Here is a 12,304-nt window from a genome sequence, read left to right on the forward strand (position 1 = left end):
CGTAATCACTGGATCATCAGGGCGCACTCCACTAAAGTGAGGCACCCAATTTTGGCGTGAATCGGCGTCAGAATCGTAATACCCGCAGGAGAAGAGAAATGGCAACGCTGAGTAAAGAAGCCGCATTGGTTCATGAAGCGCTGATGGCGCGCGGCCTGGAAACCCCTTTGAGACCAGAACCTATGCTCGACAGGGAGACGCGCACCCGTCACATCCAGGAGCACATGACCAGCATCATGCAGTTGCTGAACCTTGACCTCACTGACGACAGCCTGGCGGAAACGCCGCTGCGCATCGCCAAGATGTATGTCGAGGAGATCTTCTCCGGGCTGGATTACAACAATTTCCCCAAAATCACCATCATCGAGAACAAGATGAAGGTGGATGAAATGGTGACGGTTCGTGACATCACCCTGACCAGCACCTGTGAGCACCACTTTGTGACCATCGACGGCAAAGCGACTGTGGCGTATATCCCAAAAGACGGGGTGATCGGCCTGTCGAAAATCAACCGCATTGTGCAGTTCTTTGCCCAGCGGCCGCAGGTGCAGGAGCGTCTGACCCAGCAAATCCTGGTGGCGCTGCAAACCCTGCTCGGCACCAATAACGTTGCGGTATCTATTGATGCAGTACATTATTGCGTGAAAGCACGCGGCATCCGTGATGCGACCAGCGCCACCACCACCACCTCGCTGGGCGGTCTGTTCAAGTCCAGCCAGAACACCCGCCAGGAGTTCCTGCGCGCCGTCCGCCACGTCTGATCCGCTCCCGTTATTGGCAGCACCGCCCGGTGCTGCCCGACTCGCAGGATGTTGTGACCTATGCGCCAACGCATTGCTACGCTGGATTGCGCCCGCGGGATAGCCATCCTCGGCATTTTACTGCTCAATATCAACGCCTTCGGCCTGCCGAAAGCCGCCTACCTTAACCCGGCGTACCACGGGCTGCCCACCACGGCTGACGCCTGGACCTGGGCCGTCATGGATGTGCTGGCGCAGGCTAAATTCCTGACCATGTTCGCGCTGCTGTTTGGTGCCGGGTTACAGCTGTTGCTGCCGCGCGGCAAGCGCTGGATCCAGGCGCGGCTCTCCTGGCTGCTGCTGTTCGGGCTGCTGCACGCGATTTTCCTCTGGGACGGCGACATCCTGCTCTCGTATGGGCTGATCGGGCTGGTCTGCTGGCGGCTGATCCGCGAGGCGACCGGCAGCCGCACGCTGCTGATGACCGGTGCGCTGCTGTTTGCCCTCGGGGTGGGGATTCTGGTGATGTTTGCCTTTATGACCAACCCCAACCCCGGTGATTTCTGGCAGCCCGGCCCGGCCTCGTTGCAGTATGAGGCGTTCTGGAAGTTGCAGGGCGGGGAAGAAGCGTGGCGCAACCGGCTGGATATGCTCTCCTCCACGCTGCTGTCCGTGGGCGCGCAATATGGCTGGGAGCTGGCAGGGGCCATGCTGTTTGGTGCCGGGCTGATGCGCAGCGGCTGGTTGCGCGGCGAATTCAGCCTCCGCCACTACCGGCGGCTGGCGCTGTGGCTGATAACGCTTTCATGGCTCATCCAGATCCCGTCGGTGATGGTACAGTGGCACCTGGGCTGGGATTACCGCTGGAGCGGCTTTCTGTTGCAGGCACCGCGGGAAGCGGGCGCGGCGCTGCAATCCATCGGCTATCTGTCGCTGCTTTACGGCTTCTGGCCGACGTTGTCAGGCTGGCGCGTCACCGGCTGGCTGGCGCAGATCGGCCGCATGGCGCTGAGTAACTACCTGCTGCAAACCCTGATCTGCAATACGCTGTTCTATACCTTTGGCCTGTATGACCAGTTCAGCCGCCTGCAACTGCTGGCGATCGTGCCGCTGGTGTGGCTGGTCAACCTGCTGTTTTCGCTGCTCTGGCTGCGCGTCTTTACGCAGGGGCCGATGGAGTGGCTGTGGCGCAGGCTGACTGCGCTGGCAGCCGGACGCCCGGTGGAGCCTGCCAAACCCTGACCCCGAGCGGGGCACGCCTGGCTGCCGTGCCCCTTTCCTCATGCCGCTTCTCTCCCTGTTTCCCCCGCAAAACGTTGCAATGTTGTGAAGAAATATTGCTTTCGTGTGAAAACGTTTTCTTTCCTGTGACGTATTTCACGCAGGCCCTGAGGCAAACCCGTTAGGATAGCGGCGTGCAGTGAATGCCGCTTAATAACCCTGATAACAGGACTTCACATGGTTGCTCCTTTTGCCTTTTTACCTCTGATGTTGACCAGACCAGGACGAGCCTGTGCCTGCCGCGCCCCTTTGCCCGGAGCCGCCTATGATCACCATCCGTGATGTGGCCAAGCGCGCCGGGGTGTCGGTGGCGACGGTATCCCGCGTGCTGAACAACTCCGCCATTGCCAGCAAAGAGACGCGTGAACTGGTGCTGCAAGCGGTGTCAGAGCTGGGGTACCGGCCCAATGCCAACGCGCAGGCGCTCGCCACCCAGACCAGTGACACCATCGGCGTGGTGGTGATGGATGTGTCTGACCCCTTTTTCGGCGCACTGGTGAAAGCGGTGGACACGGTAGCGCAGCAAAACCACAAATATGTGCTGATCGGCAACAGTTACCACCAGGCGGAAAAAGAGCGCCATGCGATTGAAGTGCTAATCCGCCAGCGCTGTAACGCGCTGATTGTGCATGCCAAAGCGCTGAGCGATGCCGAGCTGATTGATTTTCTTAACCAGATCCCCGGCATGGTGCTGATTAACCGCATCATCGCCGGGTTTGAGCACCGCTGCGTGGGGCTGGACAACGTCAGCGGGGCGCACATGGCGACCCGCCTGCTGCTGAGCAACGGCCACCAGCGCATCGGTTATGTGGGTTCCAGCCACCCAATCGAGGATGAAGTGCAGCGGCGGAAAGGCTACCGCCAGGCGATGGCCGAGGCCGGGCTGGCCGTGCCGGATGCCTGGTACGCCGCCGCCTCACCGGACTTGCAGGGCGGGGAAGCGGCCATGGTAGAATTACTGGGGCGCAATCAGCACCTTACGGCGATTTTTGCCTATAACGACGCGATGGCGGCCGGGGCGCTGGCGGTGCTGAAAGAAAACGGTATCACCGTGCCGCAGCACTGTTCGCTGGTGGGTTTTGATGATATTCCGATCGCCCGTTACACCAGCCCCAAGTTGACCACCGTGCGCTACCCGATTATTTCGATGGCGACGCTGGCCACCGAGCTGGCGCTGAAAGGGGCAGCAAACACGCTGGAGAGCGGCGTAAGCCACTGTTTTATGCCGACGCTGGTGCGCCGCCACTCTGTGGCGGCGGGCTGAAATGCGCGGGTGCTCACGGACTGTGATGTTTCAGTTGTGTAACCGTTTTCAAAGTGTGAAGGCATTCACAGTTTATTAACAATGCAGCGATTATGATGCGAGCGTTTTCTGTCAGGATGTGTCAAGGCGTGATCCTTTTTCGGGACTCCTGACAGGTTTCCTGCCGCGTCTGCCGGACGCAGAGACACCACAGCAAACGCAGGAGAAAGCAGGGTCAAGGAGGACGGTTAATCCCCGCCGCACACCGGCAGGACGGCACTACCTGGTCGTACCCTACATAAAACCGGAGAGAAAAAATGAATAAGAAGGTGTTTACCCTGGCCACGCTGGCAGCCGCCATGTTGTTCGGAACTGCGGCACACGCAGACACCCGCATCGGCGTCACCATTTACAAATACGATGACAACTTTATGTCCGTGGTGCGTAAGGCGATCGAGAAAGAAGCCAAATCCTCCTCGGATATCGAACTGCTGATGAATGACTCGCAGAACGACCAATCCAAACAGAATGACCAGATCGACGTGCTGTTGGCCAAAGGCGTGAAAGCCCTGGCGATCAACCTGGTTGACCCGGCGGCAGCCCCGGTGGTTATCGACAAAGCACGCGGCAATGACGTGCCGGTGGTGTTCTACAACAAAGAGCCGAGCCGCAAAGCGCTCGACAGCTATGACAAGGTTTACTATGTCGGGACTGACTCCAAAGAGTCCGGCATTATCCAGGGCGAGCTGATTGCCAAGCACTGGAAAGCTCACCCGGAATGGGATCTGAACAAAGACGGCACCATCCAGTTTGTGCTGCTGAAAGGTGAACCGGGCCACCCGGACGCCGAAGCGCGCACCAAATATGTGGTGGACACCCTGAACGGCAAAGACGGCATGAAGACCCAGCAATTGCAGCTCGACACCGCAATGTGGGACACCGCCCAGGCGAAAGACAAGATGGACGCCTGGCTCTCCGGCCCGAATGCCGACAAGATCGAAGTGGTGATCGCCAACAACGATGCAATGGCGATGGGTGCCGTAGAAGCGCTGAAGGCGCATAACAAATCCAAGCTCCCGGTATTCGGCGTTGACGCCCTGCCGGAAGCGCTGGCGATGGTGAAATCCGGTGCCATGGCCGGGACAGTGTTGAACGATGCCAACAACCAGGCGAAAGCAACCTTCCAGCTTGCGAAGAATCTGGCCGAGGGTAAAAAGGCAGAAGAGGGCACCAACTGGAAAATCGATAATAAAGTCGTACGTATCCCTTACGTCGGCGTAGACCAGGACAACCTGGCACAATTTATCGGTAAGTAATACGCATGACCCGTTTAGTTTAACGGTAACCAACAGGTATACCCGCTGCCGGTCAGGATGGCCGGCAGCGTCCGCCTTATCAGGATGCTGCGCACCAGGTGACCGGTTTTTCCGGTGGCCGGGCGTCCGGCACCCCGAATGCAGATCCCTTATTCTAGCCAGGTGTAATTATGGCCGATAACACGACGGGACAACCGCGCGAGTGGTTGTTGGAAATGACCAATATCTCGAAGTCATTTCCAGGCGTAAAAGCATTGGATAACGTGAATTTAAAAGTCCGCCCCCACTCCATTCACGCATTAATGGGCGAGAATGGCGCAGGCAAATCAACGTTATTGAAGTGCCTGTTTGGCATTTACAGCAAAGATGCCGGAAGTATTCTTTTCCAGGGGCAAGAAATCGATTTTAAAAGCTCCAAAGAGGCGCTGGAAAAAGGCGTGTCGATGGTGCATCAGGAATTAAACCTGGTTCTGCAGCGTACGGTAATGGATAACATGTGGCTTGGCCGTTATCCGACGAAGGGGCTGTTTGTCGACCAGGAGAAAATGTATAACGATACCAAAGCCATTTTTGACGAACTGGATATTAATATCGACCCGCGCGATAAAGTCGCCCGGCTTTCTGTGTCCCAGATGCAGATGATCGAAATTGCCAAGGCATTCTCTTACGATGCCAAGATCGTCATTATGGATGAGCCAACCTCGTCACTGACGGAAAAAGAGGTGAACCACCTGTTCACCATTATCCGTAAGCTGAAAGAGCGTGGCTGCGGTATCGTCTATATCTCCCACAAGATGGAAGAGATTTTCCAGCTGTGTGACGAAATCACCATCCTGCGTGACGGCCAGTGGATTGCGACCCAGCCGCTGGAAGGCATGACGATGGACCAGATTATCTCGATGATGGTGGGGCGCTCCCTGAGCCAGCGTTTCCCTGACCGCATGAATACGCCGGGAGAGGTGATTCTTGAGGTTAAAAACCTGACGTCACTGCGCCAGCCGTCGATCCGGGATGTCTCGTTCAACCTGCACAAGGGTGAAATCCTCGGCATTGCCGGGCTGGTGGGCGCCAAGCGCACTGACATCGTGGAGACGCTGTTCGGCATCCGCGAAAAGGTGAGCGGCACCATCAAACTGCACGGCAAACCGATCAACAACAACAGCGCCAACGAGGCGATTAACCACGGTTTCGCGCTGGTGACCGAGGAGCGGCGCTCCACCGGGATTTACGCCTACCTGGATATCGGCTTTAACTCGCTTATCTCCAATATCCGCAATTATAAAAACAAATTCGGCCTGCTGGATAACAGCCGGATGAAGAGTGATACCCAATGGGTGATTGATTCGATGCGGGTAAAAACCCCCGGCCATCACACCAATATTGGCTCGCTTTCCGGCGGTAACCAGCAAAAAGTGATTATCGGCCGCTGGTTGCTGACCCAGCCGGAAATATTAATGCTGGATGAGCCGACGCGCGGTATTGATGTCGGGGCCAAATTTGAAATTTACCAGCTGATTACCGAACTGGCGAAAAAAGAGAAGGGCATCATCATTATCTCTTCTGAAATGCCGGAATTGCTGGGGATTACTGACCGGATTCTGGTCATGAGCAATGGCCAGGTGGCAGGCATTGTGAATACCAAAGAAACCTCGCAGAACGAAATATTACGTCTTGCCTCCTTGCACCTCTAATCTTGTTGAAGGTTCTTATTATGACTGCGTTAAATAAGAAAAGTATGCTCACTTATCTCAAAGAGGGCGGGATTTATGTGGTATTGCTGGTGCTGCTGGCAATTATTATTTTCCAGGACCCGACCTTTTTAAGTTTGATGAACCTGAGTAACATCCTGACCCAATCGTCAGTGCGTATTATTATCGCGCTGGGGGTGGCGGGGCTGATTGTGACCCAGGGGACTGACCTCTCTGCCGGCCGTCAGGTCGGGCTGGCGGCGGTGGTCGCGGCCACCATGCTGCAGGCGATGGACAACGTCAACAAGGTGTTCCCGGACATCGACACCATCCCCATCCCGCTGGTGATCCTCACGGTGTGTGTGGTGGGCGCGCTGATTGGCCTGCTTAACGGCATCATCATCGCCTACCTGAACGTGACGCCGTTTATCACCACCCTCGGCACCATGATCATCGTGTACGGCATCAACTCACTCTATTACGATTTCGTGGGTGCCTCACCGATTGCCGGGTTTGACGCCGGGTTCTCGGCCTTTGCCCAGGGCTTTATCCGCCTCGGTGACTTCAAGCTCTCCTACATCACCTTCTACGCACTGATCGCCATCGTGTTTGTCTGGGTGCTGTGGAACAAAACCCGCTTCGGCAAAAACATCTTTGCCATCGGCGGTAACCCGGAAGCGGCCAAAGTCTCCGGTGTGAACGTGCCGCTGAACCTGATCATGATCTATGCGCTCTCCGGTGTGTTCTACGCCTTCGGCGGGTTGCTGGAAGCGGGCCGTATCGGCAGCGCCACCAACAACCTCGGCTTTATGTATGAGCTGGATGCGATTGCGGCCTGCGTGGTGGGCGGCGTGTCGTTCGCGGGTGGCGTCGGTACCGTGGCGGGCGTGGTGACCGGGGTGATCATCTTCACCGTGATCAACTACGGGCTGACCTACATCGGCGTGAACCCGTACTGGCAGTACATCATCAAGGGCGGCATCATTATCTTCGCCGTGGCGCTCGACTCGCTGAAATACGCGAAGAAGAAGTAACCGGCAGCAGACAGCACTCAACAAAAAGGGCGACTACGGTCGCCCTTTTTTGCGTCTGTGGATCAGGGAAGCGGGGCGGGTGGGGTGTCCGGCGGCGGCAACAGGTGGCCGGGGTGTGGCTGCGCGGCGGCCTCCTGGGCGGCTTTCTCTTGCGCTGCTTTCTCCTGGGCGGCGTGTTCCTCCGCCTGCTTCTGCGCCGCCTCACGCTGCTGTTTCGCCTGCGCCTCGCGCTGCTGTTTCTCCTGCTCCTGTTGGCGCTCCTGCGCCAGCCGCTGTTGCAGCGCCAGCAGTTGCTCCGGCGTCACGGCCGGGTAGCCCTGCGCGTCGTCCGGGATGGCATGCACCGCCGGGATCGGGATCAGCGGGCCAAGGAAACGCGGCTCGCGCTTGAGCAGGTAGAGATCGCTGAGCGCGCCGAGGCGGGCGAAAATTTCCCGCACCCGCACCGTCAGCATGTTTTTCGGCGACGGCACCGCATAGCACTGCGCCTGAATCCCCATATGCAGCGCGATAAACAGCGCACGCTCGCAGTGGAAACGCTGGGTAATCACAATAAAGTCGTTGGTGTCGAACACTTTGCGGGTGCGGACAATTGAGTCCAGCGTGCGGAAGCCGGCGTAGTCGAGCACGATGTCGCCGGCCGGGATGCCGGCGGCCATCAGGTCACGGCGCATGGTCATCGGCTCGTTGTAACTCTGTTGGGCATTGTCGCCGCTCAGCAGCAGGTATTTCACTTTGCCGCTGTTGTAGGCGTTGATCGCGCCCTGGATACGGTAGAGGTAGTACTGGTTAATCACGCCGGTGCGGTAGTACTTGGCGGTACCCAACACCACGCCGACCTGCCGGTGCGGCAGCACCTGCACATCTTCATAGATGTAGTTGGCGGTTTTCCAGCTCACCCAGCGATCCAGCGCAATAGCCGCCACGCCCATCGCCGTCACGATGAGTAAAAAGCTGGCTATCAGGCGTTTCCACATGGTTTTTGCCTTTAAAGGATGAGGAAAGGTAGGGGTTCCAAGGCTACTTTACCTGTTTGCCTGACGCAAGGCATGTCCCGTTTCCGCGCATGTTTCGCTGGGTTTTTCATCAGCTTGGGCAGGTAACGGGCATAAAAAAGGCAAGGGGAGCCCCCTTGCCGGTGTGGAATGCCGCGCCTCAGAACGAGGTGCGTTTGTAGCTGCGGTACTGCGGTTGCCAGAAGTTGTGCTCAATCGCCTTCGACAGCGCATCTTCGGAGGTGACCATCGCCACGCCGTGCAGTTGCGCCGCTTTGCCCACTTCCATCGCGATCACTTTGGACACGCCCTGAATGTCGTTGACGTCCGGCAGCAGCGAGCCTTCTCCTTCGGTCGCCAGCGGCGAGCAGTCAGCCAGCGCCCGGCTGGCGGCCATCAGCATACTGTCGGTGACGCGGGTGGCGCCGGAGGCGAGCACGCCCAGCCCGATGCCGGGGAAGATGTAGGAGTTGTTGCACTGGGCGATCGGGTAGACCTGATCTTTGTAATGCACCGGGGCAAACGGGCTGCCGGTCGCCACCAGCGCCGCACCGTCCGTCCATTTCAGGATATCTTCCGGGCGCGCTTCCACGCGGGAGGTCGGGTTGGAGAGCGGCATCACAATCGGGCGCGGGCAGTGGCGGTGCATTTCACGGATGATCTCTTCCGTGAACAGCCCCGGCTGGCCGGAGACCCCAATCAGGATGGTCGGCTTGGCGTTGCGCACCACGTCCATCAGCGAAATGGCATCGCTGTTGACGTCCCATTCCAGCAGGTTTTCACTTTTCTGGATCAGTTTGGCCTGGAATTCCAGCAGGTTCGGCAGTTTGTCGGTCAGCAGGCCGAAACGGTCGATCATAAAGACTTTGGCGCGCGCCTCATCTTCGCTCAGCCCTTCCGATTTCATCTGGGCGATGATCTGCTCGGCGATGCCGCACCCGGCCGAACCGGCACCCAGGAAGGCCACGGTCTGGTCGCGCAGGCGGCAACCGGCGGCACGGCTGGCGGCGATCAGGCTGCCGAGGGTCACGGCGGCGGTGCCCTGGATGTCATCGTTGAAGCAGCAGATCTCGTCGCGGTAGCGGTTCAGCAGCGGCGTGGCGTTGGCCTGGGCAAAGTCCTCAAACTGCAATAGCACGTTCGGCCAGCGGCGTTTCACCGCCTGGATGAACATGTCCACAAACTCGCTGTACTCCTCGCCGGTGATGCGCGGGTGGCGCCAGCCCATGTAGAGCGGGTCATTCAGGCGCTGCGGGTTGTTGGTGCCGACATCCAGCACCACCGGCAGGGTGTAGGCCGGGCTGATGCCGCCGCAGGCGGTGTAGAGTGACAGCTTGCCGATCGGGATGCCCATGCCGCCGATGCCCTGATCGCCCAGCCCCAGGATGCGCTCGCCGTCGGTCACCACGATCACTTTCACATTCTGCTTGGTGGCGTTTTGCAGCATGTCGTCGATGTGGTCACGGTTCGGGTAGGAAAGGAAAATACCGCGCGCGCGGCGGTAGATGTCAGAGAAGTGCTCACAGGCCTGACCGACCGTCGGGGTGTAGATGATCGGCATCATCTCGCTCAGGTGGGCATCCAGCAGGCGGTAGAACAGGGTTTCGTTGGTGTCCTGGATATTGCGCAGGTAGATGTGCTTATCAATATCGGTTTTGAAATCCTGGAACTGGCGCCAGGCACGCTCGGCCTGCTCTTCAATGGTTTCTACCGCCTCCGGCAACAGACCGTGCAGGTTGAAATGGGTGCGCTCGTCCTCGGTAAAGGCGCTGCCTTTATTCAGCAGCGGAAATTCAAGCAGAATCGGGCCGGCATAAGGGATGTAAAGGGGGCGTTTGCTCTCGTATTCAAGTTCCATTGATCTACTCTTCACGGTCTGAGGTAAGGAATTTCTGCGCTGATCCTAAAAGATAATGCTGATATGTACAGCAATTGTTATCAGGCTTTGACAAAAAATCCGCGAACCGTGCATTAACTTACAGCAGGTTGTCCTTTTTAACAGAAAACGCGCAGCAGACCGGGAAGGAACGCCGGGGGCAGGGGAAAGCAAAAGGCGAAGAAGCCCGGCCGGGGCACGGCCGGGCAGAAGGTTAGACGTGTACCACAGTGAGATCGGTGCAGCCGAGTGCGGCCAGGGTGGCGCGGGTAGCGTCCGCCTGGGTCAGCAGCGCATCGCGGCGTTCAATCAGCACCGCACGGGTGATGGCATTGCAGTCACCCCCGGCCAGGTTCATCAGGTTCAGGGCGGCCTGCAATGGCGGCAGGCTGGGGTTAAAGGCGGCGTTCTCTGCGTAGCGGCCGGGGAAGATGCGTCCGTCAGCGCCTTCCAGCGCGATGCCGCTGTGCGACTGGCTGTACGGCGCGTGGCTCTGGTTGATGGCCGTCAGCGCATACTTCACCAGCGCATCGCCTTCGGCGCTGTAACCGTGATCGACCTGATCCATCAGCAGGGTGAAGATCGCCAGATCGCGCGGGCCAAAGGCATCCGGCAAATAGTGGCCCAGGCGGGCAGCCGCGCGGCCCGGCAGATGGATGATTAAATCGGTGCCGCTGTTCAGCTCGTTCATAAACTGGCGGCAGTGGCCGCAGGGGGTGTAGTTCACCGTGATGGCGGTCAGCTCGCGCTCACCGCGCAGCCAGGCGTGGGTCACGGCCGACTGCTCTGCGTGCACGGTTTGTTGCAACGGCGTACCGGCAAACTCCATATTGGCACCGAAATACCAGTTACCACTGATGCCGCGGGCAATCGCCCCGACCAGAAAATGTGACACCGGCGTCAGGGCGCAGGCCGCGGCCAGCGGCAGCAATGCAAAGGCCAGCGCGTCTTCGTCCATGCCGCTCTCCTGCGCCAGTTTGTCTACCTCGGCCGCCGTCAGGAACGCCGGAAAATCATCATGGCGCAGCAGCGGCTCCAGGGCCGTGGCAAGCTCTATGGAGAGCGCGGAAAAGGCGGTATGAAATCGTGCATGCATAGTCAGTCCATCTCATGACAAAGTTCGGCTGACCAATATAGGGAGCCGCAAAGGATTGCAATGTGATGCCTGTCACACTATTGATGAAATCAGTGTAATCAAAGGCTGAAAATGAGAGATATCGCGCATCTTCAGGGGCAACGGCCAGCGCAGGGAAAGGGGAAAAAAATCCCCCACCAGGGTGGGGGAGAGGCGGTTACTGCGGGAACCACTTGTCGTTGATGGCTTTGTAGGTGCCGTCCGCTTTGATGGCGGTCAGCGCGCCGTTCAGCTTCTCCAGTAACGCGGTGTTATCCGGCCGCACCGCAATGCCGAGGCCAATGCCGAAGTATTGCGGGTCGGTGACGTGCTCACCCACGGCGGCCAGGTTCGGGTTATTTTTCAGCCATTCGTTCACCACCGCCGTATCACCGAATACCCCATCCAGACGGCCATTTTTCAGGTCAAGGATCGCATTCTGGTAGCTGTCATAGGCCACGGTCGTGATTTCCGGGTGCTTCTCCTGCAGGTATTTCTGGTGCGTGGTGCCGTTTTCCATGCCGATGCGCTTGCCTTTCAGATCCGCCAGCGTCTTGTATTTGCCTTTCGGCGCAATCACCACTGCCGAGTTGGCGTAATAAGGTGCCGTGAAGGCCACCTGCTTCTGGCGCTCCGGGGTGATATCCATGCCGGAGATCACGGCATCGAAACGCTTGAATTTCAGCGCCGGGATCAGGCTGTCAAATGCCTGGTTGGTGAAGGTGCAGTTGGCCTGCAACTGTTTGCACAGTGCGTTGGCCAGATCGATATCAAACCCGACAATCTGGTTATTGGCATCCATGGATTCAAACGGCGGATAGGTTGCAGACGACGCAAAACGGATAGTATCAGCCGCGCCGGCAGTAAAGGCCACACCGGAGAGCAGGGCGGCAAGCAGCAATTTTTTCATGGTGGCACTCCTTTATTGTTATCTGTTGGGTTCCCACGGAGCAGGGCGCAAGCGGGCGGAACGTGCCGGGCCACCCCTGCCGGGATACCCCTTACGCTGACATCAAA

General features: G+C 58.4%; 9 protein-coding genes and 1 pseudogene. 6 read left to right on the plus strand and 4 right to left on the minus strand.

All coding sequences use genetic code 11. The features are described from left to right. Positions 1–98 precede the first annotated feature (98 nt). The 6 genes from folE to mglC all read left to right on the plus strand — a co-directional run bounded on the left by folE (position 99) and on the right by mglC (position 7,302). A complete protein-coding gene (folE, locus tag CYR52_RS02675; RefSeq protein ID WP_072925916.1) occupies positions 99–761 on the plus strand; it encodes a GTP cyclohydrolase I FolE in 663 nt (220 codons plus the stop codon). Positions 762–821: 60 nt separating this feature from the next. Next, positions 822–1,982: a DUF418 domain-containing protein YeiB gene (gene yeiB, locus CYR52_RS02680; RefSeq protein WP_072925914.1), complete on the plus strand. Its 1,161-nt coding sequence runs from the start codon at positions 822–824 to the stop codon at positions 1,980–1,982. 304 nt (positions 1,983–2,286) lie between these two features. Next, positions 2,287–3,285 carry an HTH-type transcriptional regulator GalS gene (gene galS, locus CYR52_RS02685; RefSeq protein WP_072925912.1) on the plus strand — a complete coding sequence of 333 codons (999 nt, stop codon included), beginning with the start codon at positions 2,287–2,289 and terminating at the stop codon, positions 3,283–3,285. A gap of 296 nt (positions 3,286–3,581) precedes the next feature. Continuing rightward, on the plus strand, positions 3,582–4,580 hold the full coding sequence (gene mglB / locus CYR52_RS02690) for a galactose/glucose ABC transporter substrate-binding protein MglB (protein WP_072925910.1): 999 nt from the start codon (positions 3,582–3,584) through the stop codon (positions 4,578–4,580). A gap of 170 nt (positions 4,581–4,750) precedes the next feature. Continuing rightward, the gene (gene mglA / locus CYR52_RS02695; protein ID WP_072925909.1) at positions 4,751–6,271 is read left to right on the plus strand and encodes a galactose/methyl galactoside ABC transporter ATP-binding protein MglA; all 1,521 of its coding nucleotides are present in this window, start codon (positions 4,751–4,753) and stop codon (positions 6,269–6,271) included. A 20-nt stretch (positions 6,272–6,291) separates the two neighbouring features. After that, the gene (gene mglC / locus CYR52_RS02700) at positions 6,292–7,302 is read left to right on the plus strand and encodes a galactose/methyl galactoside ABC transporter permease MglC (protein ID WP_072925907.1); all 1,011 of its coding nucleotides are present in this window, start codon (positions 6,292–6,294) and stop codon (positions 7,300–7,302) included. Positions 7,303–7,544: 242 nt separating this feature from the next. Here the strand turns inward: mglC and sanA are convergent. From sanA to CYR52_RS02720, 4 genes and pseudogenes are all read right to left on the minus strand, one after another. Beyond that, positions 7,545–8,279, minus strand: a pseudogene (sanA, locus tag CYR52_RS02705) (outer membrane permeability protein SanA); the annotation flags it as partial. 178 nt (positions 8,280–8,457) lie between these two features. Further along, positions 8,458–10,155, minus strand: coding sequence for an NAD-dependent malic enzyme (locus CYR52_RS02710; protein WP_072925903.1), 1,698 nt, complete (start codon positions 10,153–10,155; stop codon positions 8,458–8,460). A gap of 232 nt (positions 10,156–10,387) precedes the next feature. Beyond that, positions 10,388–11,269 (minus strand): cytidine deaminase, encoded by an 882-nt coding sequence (cdd, locus tag CYR52_RS02715; RefSeq protein WP_072925902.1) that lies wholly within the window; start codon positions 11,267–11,269, stop codon positions 10,388–10,390. 196 nt (positions 11,270–11,465) lie between these two features. Continuing rightward, positions 11,466–12,197 (minus strand): arginine ABC transporter substrate-binding protein, encoded by a 732-nt coding sequence (locus tag CYR52_RS02720; RefSeq protein WP_072925900.1) that lies wholly within the window; start codon positions 12,195–12,197, stop codon positions 11,466–11,468. Between the last annotated feature and the right edge of the window lie 107 nt (positions 12,198–12,304).

The organism is Chimaeribacter arupi (genome assembly GCF_002858805.1).
Classification (GTDB): Bacteria; Pseudomonadota; Gammaproteobacteria; order Enterobacterales; family Enterobacteriaceae; genus Chimaeribacter; species Chimaeribacter arupi.

Excerpts from the sequence above, each read along its gene's own strand:
- mglA (WP_072925909.1), top strand. The coding sequence starts at position 4,751 with ATGGCCGATAACACGACGGGACAACCGCGCGAGTGGTTGTTGGAAATG.
- cdd (WP_072925902.1), bottom strand. The coding sequence starts at position 11,269 with ATGCATGCACGATTTCATACCGCCTTTTCCGCGCTCTCCATAGAGCTT.
- yeiB (WP_072925914.1), top strand. The coding sequence starts at position 822 with ATGCGCCAACGCATTGCTACGCTGGATTGCGCCCGCGGGATAGCCATC.
- CYR52_RS02720 (WP_072925900.1), bottom strand. The coding sequence starts at position 12,197 with ATGAAAAAATTGCTGCTTGCCGCCCTGCTCTCCGGTGTGGCCTTTACT.
- mglB (WP_072925910.1), top strand. The coding sequence starts at position 3,582 with ATGAATAAGAAGGTGTTTACCCTGGCCACGCTGGCAGCCGCCATGTTG.
- mglC (WP_072925907.1), top strand. The coding sequence starts at position 6,292 with ATGACTGCGTTAAATAAGAAAAGTATGCTCACTTATCTCAAAGAGGGC.
- folE (WP_072925916.1), top strand. The coding sequence starts at position 99 with ATGGCAACGCTGAGTAAAGAAGCCGCATTGGTTCATGAAGCGCTGATG.
- galS (WP_072925912.1), top strand. The coding sequence starts at position 2,287 with ATGATCACCATCCGTGATGTGGCCAAGCGCGCCGGGGTGTCGGTGGCG.
- CYR52_RS02710 (WP_072925903.1), bottom strand. The coding sequence starts at position 10,155 with ATGGAACTTGAATACGAGAGCAAACGCCCCCTTTACATCCCTTATGCC.